Below are 18927 nucleotides of genomic sequence, written 5' to 3'. Positions count from 1 at the left end.
CGTGCCCAGGGAGGGCCCGATTCTCGCCCCCCTCCCGCCGCGGCGATTGCGACGGCGGTTTCCGGCCATCCCCCTTTTTTCCTTTTCGCCTTTTCAGGAGCAAGATGATGACCAAGCACACCACGCCGAGCGGCGTCGCAGCCTATGAGATCAAGGACGATATCGCGTGGGTTTCCTTTAATCGCCCGGACAAGCGGAACTGCATGAATCCCACCCTCAACAAGGAGATGGGCGACCTGCTGAGCGAGCTGGAGTTTCGCGACGATTTCGGCGTGCTGGTCTTGCGTGGCGAAGGGACGGCCTGGTCCGCCGGTATGGACCTGAAGGAATACTTCCGCGAAACCGAGGCTCAGGGCCTTGGCGCCACGCGCAGGGCGCAGGCCGACGCATATGGCTGGTGGCGCAAGCTTCGGTGGTACCAGAAGCCGACTATCGCGATGGTCAACGGCTGGTGCTTCGGTGGGGCCTATGGTCCGTTGTTTGCCTGCGACCTCGCTTTCGCGGCCGAGGATGCGCAGTTCGGCCTGTCGGAGATCAACTGGGGCATCCTGCCCGGCGGCGGTGCGACGAAGATCATCCGCGAACTGACCAATTTCCGCAACGCGATGTTCCACGCGCTGATGGGGCAGAACGTCGACGGCAAGACGGCCGCGGAATGGGGCATGATCAACGAGGCGGTTTCCGCCGACGCTCTGGAAGCGCGCGTCACCGAGGTCGCCCGCGTGCTGCTCGAAAAGAATCCGGTCGCGCTCAAAGCGACCAAGGACGCCATCCGGCGGGTTGGCGAAATGACATACGACAATGCGGAGGACTACCTCGTCCGGGCCCAGGAAGCTGCGAACAGCTACGATAACGAGGGGCGCAAGGAAGGGATCAAGCAGTTCATCGACGAGAAGAGCTACCGCCCTGGTCTGGGCGCTTACGACAAATCGAAGCAGCAGGACTGAGGGCCCTTCGAACGATGGTTGATTCTGCTCCTCGCCCGACGCCCGACCTCGGCCGCCTGTTGCGCCCTGCGTCGGTGGCCATTGTCGGCGCTTCGGCCACGCGCGGTGCGCTGGGCAATTCCGTGCTGCGCAATCTCGACCGCTCGGGCTTTTCCGGAGAGGTCCACCTGGTGAACCCCAAGCGGCCGGTGATCGACGGGCGCCAATCGCTGGAATCGATCCACGACCTGCCCGAGGGGGTGGACGTTGCGGTGCTGGCGATTCCGGGGTCGGCGGTGCTTCCAGCTATCGAGGCCGCGGCTGCCCGGAAGGTCGGCGCGGCGATCATCTTTTCCGCAGGTTTTGCCGAAGGGGGCGATGCGGGAATGCAGGCGCAGCGCGAAATCGCGCGAATCGCGCGCGAGGCCGGAATGATCGTCGAAGGTCCCAACTGCCTGGGGATGACGAATTTCGTCGATGGGGTGCCTTTGACTTTTGTCGAGATCCCGCAAGTGCGCAAGGCGCCGGGGCGGAACATCGCTCTGGTGTCGCAGTCGGGCGCCATGGCCATCGTCGAGACGACGACGCTGATCGCGAAGGAACTGGGTCTTTCGTACTTCGTGTCGACCGGGAACGAAGCGGCCACCGGCGTGGAAGATTATGTCGGGGCATTGCTCGAAGACGACGACGTTCAGATCGTCGGGATGATTGTCGAGCAGTTCAGGGATCCGGCGCGATTTCTATCGCTGGCGCATCGGGCGCGTGAAATCGGAAAGCCGATCGTTCTGTTGCATCCCGGCCAGTCCGCCGCAGCGCGTGAAAGCGCCGCGACCCACACCGGCGCGATGGCTGGCGACTGGAAGCTGATGGAGGCTAAAGTCCGCGATGCCGGCGTGATCCTGGCCGAAGACCTCGAAGAGCTTGGCGATGTCCTCGATCTGGCGGCGCGCTGCAGAACCCCGCCGGTTGGCGGATGCGCGGTCCTGACGGAGAGCGGAGCATTCAAGGCGCTGACTCTCGATTTGTGCGACAGGATCGGACTGGAGCTTCCGACACCGAACGCGGCGGCGGGGGCTGCTCTCCGCGAAGCGATGCCGGACTTCATCCCTGTGTCGAACCCGATGGACCTGACCGCCCAGGCCCTGGTCGATCCAGGCCTCTATCGGCGCGCGCTGGAGGGCCTGCTGCGAGACCCTCAGTTCGGAAGCGTGGTGTTCGCCATCATCCAGACTGACCATGAGACTTCGGCGCGCAAGTTCCCTGCAGTCATCGATGCGGTGGAGCAATTGCGCCCCGACGTTCCCGTCGTGTTTGCTGGGATGGATGACGGCGCCGAAGTTCAGCCCGAGTATATCCGGCGTCTGCGCGAATTGGGCGTGCCGTATTTTCCTTCGGCAGACAGGGCCTTGCGCGCCCTGCGCCGATTCGGGGAGGCGGCCGGACGGATGCGCGAGCGCAGCGTCGCCCCGCCCGTCGCGATCGATGTAGGCGCATCCGGCACGATTCCCGAATATCGCGCCAAGGACCTGCTCGCGCCGGCTGGAATACCGTTTCCGGAGGCAGGCTTTGCGACCGATTTGGATCAGGCGCGAACCATTGCATCGCAGATCGGCTATCCAGTGGCCATCAAGGCGCAGTCCGCCGGGCTTTCGCACAAGAGCGATGCCGGGGGAGTTCTTCTCGACATCGGCAGCGACGCCGAGCTTGAGGTCGCATGGGCGCGACTTTTCGCGAATGTCGCTTCCCATGCACCGGACCTCGCGCTGGACGGGGTGCTCGTCGAACGGATGGGCCCGCGCGGCACCGAGCTGATCGTAGGGGCGAGGAACGATGCAGACTGGGGACCGGTGAGCCTGGTGGGGTTTGGCGGGGTTCAGGCCGAACTGTACCGGGACGTGCGACTGCTCAGTCCCGATCTGTCGCCGGCCGCGATCGAAGCGGAGTTGCTGCAACTGAAGGGCGCGGCCCTTTTGACGGGTTTCCGGGGCTCTCCGCCGCTCGATATCGCCGCCGTGGCCCGCCTGGTCGAGCGACTGGGGCGGGTGGTCCGCGGCACTGGCGAGATTCTCGAAATCGACCTCAATCCGGTTGTCGTCTTTCCCGAAGGGCAGGGGTGCGTTGCGCTGGACGCCCTGGTGACGGTGGCTTGAGATGCGGACCCGCGAAGAAGCGGCGAGGCTGAACGCGATCGACGTTCACGTCCACGCGGAGATCAGTTGCTGCCAGCCGCTTGATCCGATCCAGGCCGAGTTCAATCGGGCGGCTTCGGAGTATTTCGGGATTCCGGTCGAACGCCCCTCCATTCCCGACACGATCGCCTACTACCGCGAACGGCAGATCGGCCTGGTCATGTTCACGGTCGACATGGAGGCGGGAACCGGGATCACCCGCATTCCGAACGAGGAAATCGCCGAAGCGGCCGGGGACAATGCGGACATCATGATCGCGTTCGCTTCGATCGATCCTCACAAGGGCAAGAAGGGCGCCCTGGAGGCAAGGCGGCTGATCGAGGAGTACGGGGTCCGGGGGTTCAAGTTTCATCCCCCCTTGCAGGATTTCGACCCCGGCGACCCGATTGCATGGCCGATCTATGAAGTGATCGATCACTTCGGCCTGCCGGCAATCTTCCACACGGGGCATTCGGGCATGGGAACCGGGATGCCGGGCGGCGGTGGAATCCGTCTGAAGTGGGGGCAGCCGATCCTGGTCGACGACGTTGCGGTCCGGTTTCCGGGGATGAAGATCGTGCTGGCCCATCCATCCTGGCCGTGGACCGACGAAGCGCTGTCGATGGCGCTGCACAAGCCCAACGTGTTCATCGATCTTTCGGGGTGGTCGCCCAAGTATTTTCCGCCGCAGATTGTCCGCTATGCCAACGGCCAGCTCGGCAGGAAATTCCTGTTCGGTTCCGATTTCCCGCTGATCCCGCCGGACAAGTGGATCGCGGCGTTCGACGAAGCGGGATTCAAGTCTCACCTGCGCCAGCCCATTCTCAAGGACAATGCCCTCGATCTCTTGTTCGGCGCGGAGGAGATGGAATGAAGACGCAGGTTTGCATCATCGGCGCGGGACCCGCAGGCCTCTTGCTGGGGCATCTGCTGCGCGCCGAAGGCGTCGAGTGCATCGTGCTCGAACGACGGACACCGGAATACGTTCTCGGGCGGATCCGGGCGGGGGTGCTGGAGCAGGTAACCGTGGGCCTGATGGAGCGCCTGGGCCTCGATGCGCGAATGAAGGAAGAGGGGCTGCCGCACGATGGCTTCAATCTTGCCGACGGCGAGCGCCTGATCCGCATCGATTGCGCCGAACTGACCGGTCGGCAGGTCATGGTCTACGGACAGACGGAAATCACCCGCGATCTTATGGAAGCATGTGACGAACGCGGGCTGGAGGTCGTGTACGAGGCCCAGGACGTCGCCCTCCATGGCATCGATGGCGACGCCCCGCATGTAACCTTTTCCAAAGGCGGCACATCGAACACGATCGATGCCCGGATCGTCGTGGGATGCGACGGATTCCACGGCCCGAGCCGCCAGGCCATCATCGGCACCGGGGGTGGGCGGGAGTTCGAGCGCGTCTATCCCTTCGGCTGGCTCGGTATCCTGGCAGACGTTCCGCCGTGCAATCACGAGCTGATCTATGCCAATCACGCGCGGGGTTTCGCGCTTGCGTCGATGCGCAGCGCGACACGCAGCCGCTATTACATCGACGTTCCCACCAGCGAAAACGTGGAAGATTGGTCCGACGATCGGATATGGGACGAACTGGCAACCCGGCTGGGGCCTGACGCGGCCCCGCATATCACGCGGGGCCCCTCGATCGAGAAAAGCATCGCTCCGCTGCGGTCTTACGTCTTCGCGCCGATGCGGCTTGGCGCGCTGATGCTGTGCGGCGATTCCGCCCACATCGTCCCTCCTACAGGGGCGAAGGGGCTGAATCTCGCCGCGAGCGACGTTTATTATGCTGCCGAAGCGCTGACGGCCTTCTTCCAGCGTTCGGACAACGATGCGATTGCCGCCTACTCCGATACTGCGCTGGCGCGCGTGTGGAAGGCGGAACGGTTCAGTTGGTCGCTGACCCGCCTGATGCACCGTTTCCCGGAAGACGGCGCTTTCGAGCGCGCGATGCAGGTGGCGGAACTCGATTACATCGCAAACAGCCGTGCTGCCCAGACCAGCATCGCCGAAAACTACGTCGGCTTGCCGGTTTAGAACCGTTTTCACCCAGGTTGAATCGGGTCGAGGGGGTCCGCGGAATGCGGTTCTGGCCAGGCTCGTTTTCATTGAGACGGCACCGGCCCGCGCGCCCTTCCGGCCACCCAGGAAATACTCTGCCGTTGGGTGGTCGGGGGCGGGCCGGTGCCGCTTCAACTTTGCCGGAAGCGGCTCTAGACGAAGTCTTCGGTGTCGATCGTGCCCCGCATGACTTCGGGGTAGCGATGGCCCGACACAGTCTGCTGATTGATCAGTTCCCCCGCCTGATGGATGATTGCCTGCGGCACCTCGCATGTCGGCGCGGCAAAGTTCTCGTGCAAGTGGCCGAGATCGGTCGTGCCGGGGATTGCGTGGACATGGGCGGATTGGGCCAGCAGCCAGGCGAGCGCCAGTTGCGCGGGTTTCACGCCGGCACTGCTGGCCAAGGCGTCGAACCGATCGAGCAGGGCGAGGTTGCGTGGCCAGTTTTCGGCACTGAATCGCGGATGTGAGCGGCGCAGGTCGTTTTCGGCGAGCGACGAGGGATCTTTCAACCTGCCGCCAAGAGCGCCGCGCGCAACGGGCGAGAATGCAACGAGCGCGATGCCCAGTTCGCGGGTCGCCTGCAAGACGCCGAGTTCCACGTTGCGGGTCCAGAGCGAATATTCGGTCTGCACCGCGGCCATCGGATGGACGGCGTGGGCCTGGCGGATATGATCGCTGGACCATTCCGAAACCCCGTAGGCGCCGATTTTGCCGGCTTCCATGGCGCGGATCATTGCGCCAACGCTGTCCGCAACGGGCACCTTCGGATCGAACCGGTGCATATAGAACAGGTCGATGTGATCCGTGCCCAGCCGCCTGAGGCTGGCGTCGAGCGATTCAGCGATCGCCGCGGGCGAACAGTCGACCCCCCTTCTCGGCCCGTCGACGACAATCCCCGTCTTGCTCGCCAGCAGAAACTCGTCCCGGCGGTGCATGACGGCATTGGCCAGCAGTTCCTCGTTCGCCCCCTTGCCGTAGATATTGGCGGTGTCGAGGTGGTCGTATCCCAGATCCAGCGCTTCGTTGAGGAGGCGCAGGCATCCCTCGCGCGATGGCGGATCGCCATAGGCCCACGAGAGGTTCATGCATCCCAGCCCGATGGGATGGACCCTGCGGCCGCAAAGCCGGCGCTGCATCAGGACCACCCGTCCTGCGCTTCGAGACTGGCGGCCAATTCGCCGATGACCCGGTAACAATCGAGGACCTGGGCGACCGAACTGTTCGGCTCGCGCCCTTCCTCTATTGCCGCGATGAACTCACGATCCTGCAGCTCGATACCGTTGGACGATACCGCGACGCCCGACAGGTCGACCGGTTCTTCGCGACCGGTGACCAGATCGTCGTAGCGCGCGATGTAGGTTCCGGTGTCGCCGATATAACGGAAGAATGTCCCCAGGGGTCCGTCGTTGTTGAACGAAAGCGCCAGAGTCAGGATTTGGCCGGCTTCGGTCTTGAGCTGGATGGACATGTCCATCGCAATGCCCAGTTCGGGGTGCTGCGGCCCCTGCAGCACGTTGCCGGCGATGACCCTGCTGCCCGTCATGTACTGGAAGATGTCGATGCTGTGCGCGCTGTGATGCCACAACAGGTGGTCGGTCCAGCTGCGCGGCTCGCCCTTGGCGTTCATGTTCTTTCGGCGGAAGAAGAACGTCTCGATATCCATTGCCTGGATATTGAATTCTCCGGCGTCGATTTTCCGCCGGATCCATTGATGGCTGGGGTTGAAGCGGCGGGTGTGGCCGACCATGCAGACGAGCCCGGTTTCTCTCTGCCTCACTTCCACGGCCTGCGCGTCTGCCCAGCTGTCGGCCAGCGGGATTTCGACCTGGACATGCTTGCCCGCGTCCATGCACTGGATCGCCTGTTCGGCATGCATCTGGGTGGGCGTGCAAAGGATAACGGCGTCGACATCGTCCAGGGCGAGGGCTTCCGACAATTCGGTCCCGGAGTGTCGGGCGCCGTATTTTGCCGCCACCTCGGCAGCCTGTTCGGCACGGCGCGATATGACCGAGACGATTTCCGCGCCGTCAATGTTCCTGAGACCGTCGAGGTGTTTTTCGCCGAACGCCCCGGCGCCGATGAGTGCAATGCCAGTCATGTTGTGCTCCGTTGTTCGCGTGTTCAGTCGATCAGTGCCCGGGGGCCGCGCGGTTGCCTTCGAGTGTGGGGGAAGGAGGAACCGTTCCGTCCACCGGCGTCAGCACGAGGTGCCCCAGGGCCGTGTTGCTGACAGGAACGTGGTAATGCCGATGCAGGCATCGCGTCTTGCGCCCCAACGCGCCCCGCATGATCAGCCACATCACCATTTCAATGCCTTCGCTACCGGTTTCGCGCAGATATTCGATGTGGGGAACGTGGCGCAGATCCTGCGTGTCGCCGATCAGCCGATCGAGAAACATGTTGTCCCATTCGCGATTGATCAGTCCGGCACGCGGTCCCTGCAGTTGGTGGCTCATTCCCCCGGTGCCCCAGACATGGACGTTCAGATCCTCTCCGAAACTTGCGACCGCACGCGCAATCGCCTCGCCCAGCATCCAGCAACGATTGCCGGAAGGCGGGGGATAGGTCACGACATTCACCGCGAGGGGAATGACCCTGACCGGCCATTCGTCGACCCGACCGTACATCATCGACAGAGGCACGGTCAGGCCGTGATCCACTTCCAGCCGATTGAGGATCGTCATATCGAATTCATCGAGGATCAGGCTCTGCGCAATATGCCAGGCAAGATCGGGATGGCCGACGACCTCGGGGACGGGACGGGGGCCATATCCCTCGTCGCAGATGGGAAACGTTTCGGCACAGCCGATGGCGAAAGTGGGCACGATATCCATATCGAACGCCGATGCGTGGTCGTTGTAGACCAGCACGACGACGTCGGGCCTGCCTTCGGCGCGGATCCATTCGCGGGTCCATCGGAATCCGTCGAAGGCCGGCTTGAACAGGGGATCGCCTTCCTTGTCCTGATCGTGCGCGAACCCCAGGACGGGGATATGGCTGCACGCGATGCCGGCGGTGATCTGCGCCATGTCAGTTGCCTTCCTTCGTGGAGCGGAGCCCTTCGGGAGAGCGCCCGCCATCCAGCATCATCTTCTGGTATTCGTCCACGGTCATGCCGGTCATGGTCGATACGGCCTGGACGAAACTGAGCCCGTCCGACGCAAACACCTTGGCAAGAAAGTAAATGTTCCCGCCAAGGTCGAGCAAGCGATTGTAATCGCGAACGAGCACGGCCTGCTTCTGATCCTCGGTCATCGGCCACTGTTCGAGATAGGCGCGTTCGTCGGCACGGAAGCGCTCGCGATTCTCGGCCTTCATCAGGCTCATCGCGAACTGGTTGAGGTGGTAGCCCGCCCGTGCCCGTTGCGCGGTATAGACCCGCGTGCCGGGAATATCGTCGAACTCGGCCAGGTATTCGTGAATGTCGATCATCGGTTCGCTTCCTGTTGCCGCCGGATTGCCTTTTCGATGATCTTGCGAGCTCGAACGCCGCCCTGGTCGATCGAATAGGCGTTCAGCTTGAGATCCGGATTGGCCTGGATTGCGTTTTGCTGCGCCTCCAGAATTTCCTTGTCTTCGGCGAATACACCGCCCTGTTGCGCCTTGAACCGGGCGGTGAAGCCGGCATCGTCGACGTCGAAATTGCGCGCCATGCCCCAGAAATAGTGGTGGGTCGTTTCGCTTTCGGGCGTCATGAAGTCGACCACCATGCCGCGCACGCCCTGGTCGTGGTTTTCCAGCGTGGCCCCGGCTCCGACGGGAGCCACGCCAACGTCGATCATTACCGACGAGGGGAGGAGGAACTGGCAGATTTGCCAACGATCGACGGGACAATCTTGCTTGAGCGCTCCGCGCCAGAACGGTGGGGCTTCGATCGCTGGCATCCATCGCCAGAGATAGACCGTATCGCCCTCTGTCTTGCATTCCAGCGGAGCTTCGAGGATTTCGGGCTGTCCGATCGAGCCTGAATGCACGTAGGTTTCGTGGGTCAGGTCCATCAGGTTGTCGATCATCAGGCGATAATCGCAGGCGACGTGGTAATAGCCGCCGTCGAATGTCCACCCGTTCGCGGAACAGGGCCACAGGTCGGGTATCAGGGCCGGATCGGCCTTGTCCTTGTCGCCGATCCAGACCCAGACGAAGCGGTGGCGTTCATGCGTGACGAACGTTTCGGCGCAGATGCGCGTGTTCACGCGCTCGCCGGTCAGCGGCATTTCCTGCGCCACACCATCGGGCCCCAGCTTGAGGCCGTGATACTTGCATCGGATGGAATCGCCTTCGCGCAGGCCCATCGACAAGGGAAGCATCCGGTGGGGGCAGGCATCGCGCATGGCCACGACCGCGCGATCCAGCTTGCGGTACATCATCATCGGCACACCGCAGATCGTTCGTGCCAAGGGGGTGGAATCCACCTCCGAATCCCACGCTGCGACGTACCAGGCATTCTCGAGCCATGTCGTCACAGGCCTCGCTCCCTCAGCCTGGCGTCCAGACGGGGGAAGACGCGGCGGGCATTGCCCTCGAAGATGGCACTGCGCGCTTCCTCGCCGATATCGAGAGCATCGATATAGCGCTTGGTATCGTCGAAATGGTGTCCGGTTTGCGGATCGATGCCGCGCACTGCACCGACCATCTCGCTGCCGAACAGAATATTCTTGTGCTCGATAACATCGACCAGCAGATCGATGCCCGGTTGGTGGTAGACACAGGTATCGAAGAACACGTTGTTCATCAGATGCCTGTCGAGCGCCGGCTGCCCGAGCATGTCGGCCAGGCCGCGGTAGCGGCCCCAGTGGAAAGGCACCGCTCCGCCACCATGGGGGATAATGAACCGCAGGTCGGGGTAGCGGGCGAACAGGTCCCCTTGCAGCAGCTGCATGAAGGCCACCGTATCCGCCGCCAGGTAGAAGCCGCCGGTGGCATGCATCGCCGGATTGCAGCTCCCCGACACATGGATCATCGCCGGTACGTCCAACTCGCACATCGCCTCGTACAGCGGGAACCAGAACTCGTCGGTAAGCGGGGGATGGTCGAAATGGCCGCCGCCGGGGTCGGGATTGAGGTTGCAACCGACGAACCCGAGCGTTTCCACGCAGCGGCGCAATTCCTTGACGCTTTCCGACAGGTCCGACCGGGGGCTCTGCGGCAGCATACATGCGCCGACGAATGTTTCGGGGAACAGCTGCGTCACACGATAAATCAGGTTGTTGCAGTGTCGCGCCCATTCCGCGCTGACCTGCTGGTCCCCGACATGGTGCGCCATTGCGCTCGCCCGCGGCGAAAAGATGGTGCAATCGGCTCCCCGCTCCTTGATCAGCCGGAGCTGGTTGTCCTCGATCGTCCGGCGAATCTCATCGTTCGGAATTTCGGGATAAGGCGGGGCGGGGCGACCTTGCTCGAACGCGATCTTCTGCTGCTCGCGCCATTCGTCGTGCGCCTTGGGCAGCACGGTGTAGTGCCCGTGGCAATCGATGACGAGACTCATGCGGTTCCCCCCGTTCTTCGCGTGCGCTCGGCGGCGTCGCGCTGGCGCTTCGCAGTGCCTTCCGTCAGTATCGGCTCGACGCCCAGCGACCGGAGCGTCCTGGCGGATTCTTCCATTTCCGCGGCGCGCCGGAGACCGTGAGTCGCCATGCGTTCGCGGTTGTAGGCCACTCGGCGGGTCCAGCTCTCCTGCTTCTCGCTCGCATCGAGAGAGGCGAGAACTTCGTCGGCCACGCCGGCGGCCTGCGCCGCCTCCATCATTTCGTCGGTGAGCGCTTCGATCCCCTTGACCATGACCGAACGGATCATCTTGATCGCCGAGGCGCGGCCTGTTTCCTCGCCGATCGGCCGGACATTGGAGAACCCGTGCGCCAAGAGCGATTCGCGCGCGCGGTCCGCGGCCGCCCCTGCAAGGAGGATCGGCACGTCGAGCCGTGCGGGATCGACCGGCGCCAGGATCGCCGCATCGACGTAGTATCCCCCGGCCTCCTCGATATAGCGCGCGGAGGCGCGTTTCCTTTCGGGGGCGACCGAATTCATGTCGCACCAAATCGCGCCCGGCTTCATGCAAGCGGCATAGTCGCGCGCAGCCGCCAGCGCCTGGTCGGCGGTGACGAGCGAAAGGATCAAGGGGGCGCCTTCCAACGCCCGCCGCGCGCTGGGAGCCGCGCACACGCCGAGCCGGGCCATTGCATCGCTGCGGGCTGCATCGGTGTCGAATGCCGTCGCCTGCTCCGCCCACCGGGCTGCGTCGGCAAACGTGGCCGCAGCCTCGCCAAAACCGATGAGGGCAATCGACTTGCTCATGCCGCCAGCATGTCGGAGTGGACGGCGGGGAGCCAATGAATAGCCTGCGCCGCCGATAAATTTTTACGAAATGTGTTTTGCGGAGCTGTGCAGGAGGGCGATCATCTCCCGTTGGGCGGAGGTGGGGCGCCAGTCCTTTCGCGTCGTAATGCCGATCGTCCGCTCGATCAGGCGCGGCGGCGCCCTGGATACGTGCGTGCCCGCTGCGATCTCGACCCGGAGCTGGTCGGGCGACAGCAAAGTGAGGAAGTCGGTCTCCAGCATGAATTCCCGAATGGTGAGGACCGAGCCGCATTCGATGTCGATGTCCGGCACCCGCCCGCAGCAGGCAAGCATCATCTCTTCCCAGTATGTTCTCAGCGGGGTGCGTGGCGCGGGCAAGGTCCAGGGATAGGCGAGCAGGTCTTGGGGCAGGATCCGCGGCGCTTCCGCCAGCGGATGCTGTGCGCTCATCATGATTTGCGGCCGATCGGCAAATGCCGCGATCTGTTCGAGATCGTCGATCGACTCCTCTTGACGCAATGCGCCGAGCAGGAAGTCGATCTCCCCGTCGCGTAGTGGCCCGGCCAGTTCCGCGTGACTGCCTTCGATCACCGACACCGCCACGTTGGACCGGCGCTTTCTGAATGCCACGAGGGCGCGCGGGAGCCAGCGGGCGCGAGACAGCGGCAGCGCTCCGATCACTATGCGCTCTCCGGCTTTGCCAAGCCAGGCCGAGATTTCCGCATAGCCGGCACGAAGTTCGGCCAGGGCCAGCCCGAACTTGCGCGCCCGTGCCTGCCCTTTTCCGGTCAGGACAAGATGGCGCCCTTTGCGTTCGACGAGGCGCTCGCCCAGGGCCAGCGAGAGGTCGGCGACTGCCCGGTGAAGCGACGCCGCGGATACCCCCGCCGCCTCGGAAGCGGCTGCGTAGCTGCCTTTGCGGGCAAGCGCGACAAATGCCCGCAGCTGGGTCGCGGTCACTCGCGGCGATCCGATCAGCCGGAGCGCGATCTCAACGCGCGGCGCCAGCAGCAAGGCGGGTTCCGTGGGGCGCATGCCGCCGGGCTCCCGTTCGAACAGCTGGCAATCGAGCGCACGCTCCAGCGTTCCGATCGCCTGCGTCAGGGCGGGCTGGGTCAAGGCAATCTCCTCGGCCGCGCGGGTCACGCTCCCGTGGCGTGCCGTGGCGGCGAACGCGGCGAGGTGGCGGATATTCGGAATCGCCTTCGACATCATGCGTCATTAGTACTTTTTTATAGCGAGTGAAACGTTCCCATTGGCGGTTTGCGGGTCGGACGCGCAACCTCGCGGCAAAAGGAGATTTCCGGTGGGCGTAGTCGTGCAGAATATCGATCGGGCCGATAGCGAGGTGATCGACGGGCTTGCCGCATGCGGCGTTGCCACCGTGCACGAAGCGCAGGGCCGCAAGGGGCTTCTCGCGCGCTATATGCGCCCGATTTTTTCCGGTGCGCGGATCGCCGGAAGCGCCGTGACGATCAGTTCGCCGCCCGGAGACAACTGGATGGTGCATGTGGCGATCGAACAGTTGCGGCAAGGCGACGTGCTCCTGCTGGCGCCCACTTCGCCGTGCGAGGATGGCTACTTCGGCGATCTTCTTGCCACCAGTGCCCAGGCGCGCGGGTGCCGCGGGCTTATCATCGATGCAGGCGTGCGCGATGTACGGGATCTGACCGAGATGGGCTTTCCGGTCTGGTCGAAAGCGGTCTTCGCCCAGGGGACCGTCAAGAACACCCTTGGCAGCGTGAACGTTCCTGTGGTGTGCGCCGGGGCGGCGGTCGAACCGGGGGACGTGATCGTGGCGGATGACGACGGTGTCTGTGTCGTGAAACGTGCCGAGGCGGCGGAAGTGCTCGAAAAGGCGCGCGCACGGGAAGCAAGCGAGGAAACGAAGCGGAAGCGGCTGGCGAACGGCGAACTCGGCTTGGACATGTACGACATGCGCGAAAGGCTCGAACGCGAAGGGCTCAGGTACATATGATTTCCGCACCCGTGATGTGGATGCGGGGCGGAACCTCGAAAGGGGCGTATTTCCTTGCCGACGACCTGCCCGACGATCGCCGCGCCCGGGACGAATTCCTTCTTCGCATAATGGGCAGCCCGGACCCGCGGCAGATCGACGGGATGGGCGGCGGCGATCCGCTCACCAGCAAAGTCGCCATCGTCCGCAAGTCGGCACGCGAGGGGATCGATGTCGACTATCTGTTTCTGCAGGTGTTCGTGGATCGGGCCATTGTGAGCGACCAGCAGAACTGCGGCAATATCTTGGCCGGAGTGGGACCGTTCGCTATCGAACGGGGCCTGGTGCCGGCCGCCGATGGCCGGACGCGCGTGACCATATACATGGAAAACACCGGGCAGGTCGCGATCGAGGACGTGCGTACCCCGGGCGGCACTGTGTGCTATGCTGGCGAGGCATCGATCGACGGGGTCCCGGGGACGCACGCGCCGATACCGGTCGAATTCCTCGATACCGCCGGATCGAGCTGCGGCGCCTTGCTGCCCACCGGACGTTCCGTCGACCTGGTCGATGGAGTGCGCTGCACGCTGATAGACAACGGAATGCCCTGTGTGGTGTTCGACGCCCGCGACGTGGGGGCGACCGGCTATGAAACGCGTGAGCAACTGGAAAGCGAGGCGTTCGCGCCGATACGCGATAAGATCGAAGCCATTCGTCTGGCCGCCGGCCCCTTGATGAACCTTGGCGACGTTTCGGCCAAGTCGGTTCCCAAGATGACGCTCGTCGCCCCGCCGCGCGGCGGGGGGGCCATAACCGCGCGGGTGTTCATTCCCCACCGCGCCCACGCCAGTATCGGTGTGCTGGGCGCCGTTACCGTCGCAACCGCTTGCCTGGTGCAAGGTTCTCCGGCGGCGGATGTCGCACGGGTGCCCGATGGTCCCCGCAAGACCCTGGGGATCGAACATCCGACCGGAGAAATGCGCTGCGTCCTCGAAGTGAACGATGCGGGCGAGGTGGTCTCGAGCGCGCTGCTTCGGACCGCGCGCAAACTGATGGACGGGATCGTATATGCCTGATCGTATAACCAGTTGGCACCGCAATCCGTCGAAGCCGCGCTTCCTGCCCCCGCCGGGGGCTGTCGACGCGCACTGTCATGTTTTCGGCCCGATGGCGCAGTTCCCGTTCAGCGCCAGGGCGAAGTACCTGCCCGCGGATGCCGGGCCGGACGATCTGTTTGCACTGCGCGATCACCTCGGCTTCGCGAAAAATGTCATCGTGCAGGCGAGTTGCCACGGCACCGACAATTCCGCGATGCTTAACGCCATCGCCAGGTCCGAGGGCAGGGCGCGCGGCGTGGCGGTGGTCGATCCTGCGATCCGCGAAGCCGAACTCGCGGCGCTGCACAGCGGGGGCGTTCGAGGCGTCCGGTTCAATTTCCTCAAGCGCCTCGTCGACGACGCGCCGCAGGACAGGTTTCTCGAGGTTTCGCGTCGGTTGCCGGAAGGCTGGCACGTCGTCGTCTATTTCGAGGCGGACATTCTCTCGGAACTGCGGCCGTTCATCGACGCCATCCCCGTGCCCGTGGTAATCGATCACATGGGACGGCCGGACGTATCCCAAGGGCCCGAGGGGGCAGACATGAGGGCCTTTCGTGCGCTGCTCGACAGCCGCGAGGATATTTTCTTCAAGCCGACCTGTCCCGATCGCCTGGATGCGAAGAAGGCCGGCGGGGGCGGGGATCCCTGGGACGCTTTCGCAGAGGCTGTCGCGCCATTGGTCGCCGAATATTCCGACCGCTGTATCTGGGGGACCGACTGGCCGCACCCGAACATGCAGGACGAGGTGCCCGACGATGGCCATCTCGTCGATATGATCCCGCGAATCGCGCCTGATCGAGACCTTCAGGAGAAGCTGTTGGTGCGCAATCCGCTGCGCCTCTATTGGGGCGAATCGTAAGCCGAACAGTCCGCAAGGCTCCCTGGAGCTTTCGGACAAGCGCAGGCCTCCTCCCTTTGGGCGAGAGTTTACCTGTGGGGGGACGGCTGGCGCCACCCCGGCGTCGAAAAACGGCAGAGGTAAGCGCTTTTTCGCGAGGCCCGAAATCCTGCCGGCCGTGTCTGCCGCGTTGCCGTAGCGGCACCTGTGACTCGAAAGGCACATTGCCTTTCCCGGTATCCTGCCGGGCCTATTCGCGCGCTTGAGAGGTCTCGATCGAGGACTTATTCGCGGCCCCGACGGGGTCTAATCCCGCATGGCCTCGTTCACGAAGGTTTTGGAGAGGAAACTCAATGCGCTTTTCAGCTTCCGTTCGCTCGGCCCTGTTCGCAGGCGTGGCCGGCGTCGCCCTGCCGGTTTCGGCGTTCGCGCAGGATGCACCGGCATCGCCGCCCGAATCCGGGCAGGAAAACAGCGAGGCACCGCCCCCGGTCTCGACCGGCGCCACGATCGTGGTGACCGCGACCAAGCGCGAGATGACGCTGCAGGAAGCGCCCGTTTCGGTCAGCGTGACGTCGGGCGAGACTCTGGAGCGGGCCGAAATCCGCGATCTCATCGATCTGCAGACCGTGGCGCCGTCGCTGCGCGTCAGCCAGCTGCAAAGCTCGGCCAACACCACCTTCATCATCCGCGGGTTCGGCAACGGCGCCAACAACGCCGGCATCGAACCGTCGGTCGGCGTGTTCATCGACGGCGTGTTCCGCTCCCGCTCGGCCGGGCAGATCGCCGATATCGCCAATGTCTCGCGCGTCGAGGTCCTGCGCGGACCGCAATCGACGCTGTTCGGCAAGAACGCCTCGGCCGGCGTCATCTCGGTCGTGACGCGCGCGCCGCAGTTCGACTTCGGCGGATCGGTCAGCGCGACTTACGGCAATTTCGACCAGATCGTGCTCAAGGGCGACATCACCGGCCCGATCAGCGACAGCATCGCCTTCTCGCTCGACGGCAATCTGAACAAGCGCGACGGCTATGTCGACGTCGTCAATCTCGACGAGAAGATCAACGAGCGCGACCGGTATTCGGTGCGCGGGCAACTGCTGTTCGAAAACGGCGGCCCCCTGCGCATCCGCGCGATCGGCGATTATTCCCAGATCGACGAGCTGTGCTGCTTCGCCGGCAATGTCGTCGCCGGGCCGACCGTGCCGCTGCTGTTCGCGGTGGGCGGGGAGATCGACCCGGAGAACCTGTTTTCGGACCGGACCTATCTCAACACCCTGCCGGTCAACGAGATCGAGAGCTACGGCGGGTCGCTCCAGGCCGATCTCGAGCTTGGCGCGCTGACGCTGACCTCGATCACCGCCTATCGCGAACTGCGCTCGCTCAGCCGGCAGGATGTCGACTTCTCCAGCGCCGACGTGGTCAGCGAAATGCGCGACCAGGCTTACGACACTTTCACGCAGGAACTGCGGATCGCCTCCGATTTCGACGGGCCGGTCAACTTCCTCCTCGGCGGGTTCTACTTCAACGAACAGGTCGAACAGCACAGCGGCCTTGCCAACGGCCCCGACGCGCGCCCGTTCTTCGACCTGCTGGCCGGCGGCGGCACGCCCGGCACGCTCGGCTTCGTCGAAAACCAGCTCGGCTTCGCGCAAGGGTCGATCTTCGCCGAAGGGCCGTCGACCCGCGAATATTTCACCCTCGACAACGAAGCCTATTCGGTTTTCGGCACGGTCGATTTCGAACCGTTCGACGGCCTGACGCTGACCGCCGGGTTCAATTACACCAAGGACAAGAAGGATTTCACGCTCGAGCAGGATTCGTTCGACCCGCTCGCCAACGTCAACCTGGTCGACGTGGTGATCGTGGGGCAGATCGCCAATGCGCTGGGCGTGCCGCCGGGGAGCGTCGACGGCGCGACCATCGCGGCCTTCCGGCAGGACAATCCGGCGGCGTTCGAGGCGATTGCCGCCGGGGCGACCGATCCGGCGACGAATCCGCTGCTGGCGCTGCAGCCGCTGCAGTTCCTGCCGCCGTTCCTGAACGTGCCCAACGCGGTCGAGCCGGGGCGCACGCGCGACGACGATTTCAGCTATACGCTGCGCGCCGCGTTCGACGTGACCGACCGCCTCAACGCCTATGTCACGTATGCGACGGGCTTCAAGGCGTCCTCGGTCAACCTCTCGCGCGACAGCCGCCCGCTGCCGGCCGACTATACGCCGGGGCCGTATGGCAGCACGATCCTCGCGCCTTCGTCGCCGATCCGCGATGCCGGGCTGGGCGTGGCCAACCTCACCACCGGAACCCGTTTCGCCGGGCCGGAAGAGGCGGAGGTCTACGAAGTCGGGCTGAAGGGCGATTTCCCCGGCCTGCAGTTCAACATGGCGCTGTTCGACCAGACGCTGGAAGGCTTCCAGTCGAACGTCTTCACCGGAACCGGCTTCGCGCTGGCCAATGCGGGCGAGCAGTCGACCCGCGGGTTCGAGTTCGATTCGGTGATCCAGCCCGCCGATCCGCTGGTGTTCACCTTCGCGCTGACTTACCTCGATCCGAAGTACGACAGCTTCCCGAATTCGACGCTGGGCGATCTTTCGGGGATGCGCCCGGCGGGCATTCCCGAGTGGACGATCGCGACTTCGGCCACTTACACGCACGAGTTCGGCATGTCGGGCAATGCGCTGATCGGCCGGCTCGACTATTATCACGAGAGCAACACGCAGATCACCGACGGCCTGACCGGCTTCGACAGCAACGAGACGGGCATCGCGATGGCGCGCCTGTTCCGGCGCGAGGTCAACCAGGTCAACGCATCGCTGACGCTGGCGCTGGACATGGGGCTGGAAATCAGCGGCTTCGTGCGCAACCTGACCAACGACCGGTATATGACGCAGATCTTCGACGGCGTGGCGCAGGCGGGCACCGTCTCGGGCTATCCCAACCAGCCGCGCACTTACGGCGGCACCGTGCGGTTCAAGTTCTGACCGTACGGCGTCCGGCCGATTGCCAACGACAAAGGGGTCGCCGCAAGGCGGCCCCTTTTCGTATCGCGATCGAGAGACTTCCGGCGCAACGCCGGCAACCCTCGCGAGCCCCAGCGCAGGCTGGGGCCTCAGGCCACCGGCGCTGCGTTTGAAACTTCCCGAGCCCCAGCGTAGGCTGGGGCCTCAGGCCGCTGGCGTGTCGCCCGATAGCACGAGGTCCCAGCCTGCGCTGGGACTCGGGAGGGGGGCAGGTTATGGCAAAAATGGCTTGACAATTATAACCCATTGGGTTATAGGAGCCCCGCCAGTCCACTCTGGCACACAGCGACGGGGGCGGAGCGTGTACGCGTCACGCAGGCCGCTTCGTCCAGACGGCCGGTGCCTCGGGGGGCTAGTGACCTTTTAGAGAAAGCCCCCTTTGCCGGTTTGCGAGGAGTTTTCGGGGGACCTGTCCCTTTCGGCCCTGCGGTGGGCCTCAACGCCGCAGAGCCCAGGGATGCCCCCGACGGATACGGTGCCGGCGAGCCCTGGCCGTATCTCGCCTCGCAGCCCTTAAGGGCCGAGCGAAAGGTTGCCGTAACCCCTTTCGCCGTTCGCAA

At 64.2% G+C, this 18927-nt stretch carries 16 protein-coding genes; 8 read left to right on the top strand and 8 right to left on the bottom strand.

Features of this window, described 5'->3' with window-relative positions:
• Positions 1-104 precede the first annotated feature (104 nt).
• From V5F89_RS00860 to pobA, 4 genes are read left to right on the top strand one after another with little or no spacing between them, the layout of a single operon-like run.
• Positions 105-947, top strand: coding sequence for a p-hydroxycinnamoyl CoA hydratase/lyase (locus tag V5F89_RS00860; protein ID WP_425334364.1), 843 nt, complete (start codon positions 105-107; stop codon positions 945-947).
• A 14-nt stretch (positions 948-961) separates the two neighbouring features.
• Positions 962-3076 carry an acetate--CoA ligase family protein gene (locus V5F89_RS00855; protein WP_338446378.1) on the top strand — a complete coding sequence of 705 codons (2115 nt, stop codon included), beginning with the start codon at positions 962-964 and terminating at the stop codon, positions 3074-3076.
• Position 3077: 1 nt separating this feature from the next.
• The gene (locus V5F89_RS00850; RefSeq protein ID WP_338446377.1) at positions 3078-3968 is read left to right on the top strand and encodes an amidohydrolase family protein; all 891 of its coding nucleotides are present in this window, start codon (positions 3078-3080) and stop codon (positions 3966-3968) included.
• Entirely contained in the window at positions 3965-5137 is a 1173-nt protein-coding gene (gene pobA, locus V5F89_RS00845; RefSeq protein ID WP_338446376.1) for a 4-hydroxybenzoate 3-monooxygenase, read from the top strand. The genes V5F89_RS00850 and pobA overlap by 4 nt, the downstream gene beginning before the upstream one ends.
• 176 nt (positions 5138-5313) lie before the next feature.
• Here the strand turns inward: pobA and V5F89_RS00840 are convergent, their stop codons facing one another.
• The 8 genes from V5F89_RS00840 to V5F89_RS00805 form a co-directional block, all read right to left on the bottom strand.
• A complete protein-coding gene (locus V5F89_RS00840; RefSeq protein ID WP_338446375.1) occupies positions 5314-6300 on the bottom strand; it encodes an aldo/keto reductase in 987 nt (328 codons plus the stop codon).
• Positions 6300-7262: a Gfo/Idh/MocA family oxidoreductase gene (locus tag V5F89_RS00835; RefSeq protein WP_338446374.1), complete on the bottom strand. Its 963-nt coding sequence runs from the start codon at positions 7260-7262 to the stop codon at positions 6300-6302. Before V5F89_RS00835 ends, V5F89_RS00840 begins: the two co-directional genes overlap by 1 nt.
• A gap of 31 nt (positions 7263-7293) precedes the next feature.
• Positions 7294-8193 (bottom strand): class III extradiol dioxygenase subunit beta, encoded by a 900-nt coding sequence (locus V5F89_RS00830; RefSeq protein ID WP_338446373.1) that lies wholly within the window; start codon positions 8191-8193, stop codon positions 7294-7296.
• 1 nt (position 8194) lies between these two features.
• A complete protein-coding gene (gene ligA, locus V5F89_RS00825) occupies positions 8195-8596 on the bottom strand; it encodes a protocatechuate 4,5-dioxygenase subunit alpha (protein ID WP_338446372.1) in 402 nt (133 codons plus the stop codon).
• Positions 8593-9627 (bottom strand): aromatic ring-hydroxylating dioxygenase subunit alpha, encoded by a 1035-nt coding sequence (locus V5F89_RS00820; protein ID WP_338446371.1) that lies wholly within the window; start codon positions 9625-9627, stop codon positions 8593-8595. Before V5F89_RS00820 ends, ligA begins: the two co-directional genes overlap by 4 nt.
• Positions 9624-10649, bottom strand: a complete 1026-nt coding sequence (locus tag V5F89_RS00815) for an amidohydrolase family protein (RefSeq protein WP_338446370.1) — start codon at positions 10647-10649, stop codon at positions 9624-9626. The genes V5F89_RS00820 and V5F89_RS00815 overlap by 4 nt, the downstream gene beginning before the upstream one ends.
• Positions 10646-11455 (bottom strand): NAD(P)-dependent oxidoreductase, encoded by an 810-nt coding sequence (locus tag V5F89_RS00810; RefSeq protein ID WP_338446369.1) that lies wholly within the window; start codon positions 11453-11455, stop codon positions 10646-10648. Before V5F89_RS00810 ends, V5F89_RS00815 begins: the two co-directional genes overlap by 4 nt.
• Positions 11456-11518: 63 nt before the next feature.
• Positions 11519-12670, bottom strand: a complete 1152-nt coding sequence (locus V5F89_RS00805) for a LysR family transcriptional regulator (RefSeq protein WP_338447476.1) — start codon at positions 12668-12670, stop codon at positions 11519-11521.
• A gap of 94 nt (positions 12671-12764) precedes the next feature.
• On the opposite strand from V5F89_RS00805, the gene ligK reads away from it, so the two are divergent.
• From ligK to V5F89_RS00785, 4 genes are all read left to right on the top strand, one after another.
• A complete protein-coding gene (ligK, locus tag V5F89_RS00800) occupies positions 12765-13436 on the top strand; it encodes a 4-carboxy-4-hydroxy-2-oxoadipate aldolase/oxaloacetate decarboxylase (RefSeq protein ID WP_338446368.1) in 672 nt (223 codons plus the stop codon).
• Positions 13433-14491: a 4-oxalomesaconate tautomerase gene (locus tag V5F89_RS00795; RefSeq protein ID WP_338446367.1), complete on the top strand. Its 1059-nt coding sequence runs from the start codon at positions 13433-13435 to the stop codon at positions 14489-14491. The genes ligK and V5F89_RS00795 overlap by 4 nt, the downstream gene beginning before the upstream one ends.
• The gene (locus tag V5F89_RS00790; protein WP_338446366.1) at positions 14484-15371 is read left to right on the top strand and encodes an amidohydrolase family protein; all 888 of its coding nucleotides are present in this window, start codon (positions 14484-14486) and stop codon (positions 15369-15371) included. Before V5F89_RS00795 ends, V5F89_RS00790 begins: the two co-directional genes overlap by 8 nt.
• A gap of 332 nt (positions 15372-15703) precedes the next feature.
• A complete protein-coding gene (locus V5F89_RS00785; RefSeq protein ID WP_338446365.1) occupies positions 15704-18328 on the top strand; it encodes a TonB-dependent receptor in 2625 nt (874 codons plus the stop codon).
• Positions 18329-18927: the final 599 nt, after the last annotated feature.

Origin of the sequence: Pelagerythrobacter marensis, from assembly GCF_036700095.1 — a bacterium.
GTDB classification, from domain to species: Bacteria; Pseudomonadota; Alphaproteobacteria; order Sphingomonadales; family Sphingomonadaceae; genus Pelagerythrobacter; species Pelagerythrobacter marensis_A.
This window is presented reverse-complemented; position numbering and strand designations above follow the sequence as displayed.

What these genes read in the sequence shown, in the direction of transcription:
- V5F89_RS00830 (WP_338446373.1), bottom strand. Translation starts at nt 8,193, where the DNA reads ATGGCGCAGATCACCGCCGGCATCGCGTGCAGCCATATCCCCGTCCTG.
- V5F89_RS00785 (WP_338446365.1), top strand. Translation starts at nt 15,704, where the DNA reads ATGCGCTTTTCAGCTTCCGTTCGCTCGGCCCTGTTCGCAGGCGTGGCC.
- V5F89_RS00855 (WP_338446378.1), top strand. Translation starts at nt 962, where the DNA reads ATGGTTGATTCTGCTCCTCGCCCGACGCCCGACCTCGGCCGCCTGTTG.
- pobA (WP_338446376.1), top strand. Translation starts at nt 3,965, where the DNA reads ATGAAGACGCAGGTTTGCATCATCGGCGCGGGACCCGCAGGCCTCTTG.
- V5F89_RS00860 (WP_425334364.1), top strand. Translation starts at nt 105, where the DNA reads ATGATGACCAAGCACACCACGCCGAGCGGCGTCGCAGCCTATGAGATC.
- V5F89_RS00805 (WP_338447476.1), bottom strand. Translation starts at nt 12,670, where the DNA reads ATGTCGAAGGCGATTCCGAATATCCGCCACCTCGCCGCGTTCGCCGCC.
- V5F89_RS00850 (WP_338446377.1), top strand. Translation starts at nt 3,078, where the DNA reads ATGCGGACCCGCGAAGAAGCGGCGAGGCTGAACGCGATCGACGTTCAC.
- V5F89_RS00810 (WP_338446369.1), bottom strand. Translation starts at nt 11,455, where the DNA reads ATGAGCAAGTCGATTGCCCTCATCGGTTTTGGCGAGGCTGCGGCCACG.
- V5F89_RS00840 (WP_338446375.1), bottom strand. Translation starts at nt 6,300, where the DNA reads ATGCAGCGCCGGCTTTGCGGCCGCAGGGTCCATCCCATCGGGCTGGGA.
- V5F89_RS00790 (WP_338446366.1), top strand. Translation starts at nt 14,484, where the DNA reads ATGCCTGATCGTATAACCAGTTGGCACCGCAATCCGTCGAAGCCGCGC.
- V5F89_RS00815 (WP_338446370.1), bottom strand. Translation starts at nt 10,649, where the DNA reads ATGAGTCTCGTCATCGATTGCCACGGGCACTACACCGTGCTGCCCAAG.
- V5F89_RS00795 (WP_338446367.1), top strand. Translation starts at nt 13,433, where the DNA reads ATGATTTCCGCACCCGTGATGTGGATGCGGGGCGGAACCTCGAAAGGG.
- ligA (WP_338446372.1), bottom strand. Translation starts at nt 8,596, where the DNA reads ATGATCGACATTCACGAATACCTGGCCGAGTTCGACGATATTCCCGGC.
- V5F89_RS00835 (WP_338446374.1), bottom strand. Translation starts at nt 7,262, where the DNA reads ATGACTGGCATTGCACTCATCGGCGCCGGGGCGTTCGGCGAAAAACAC.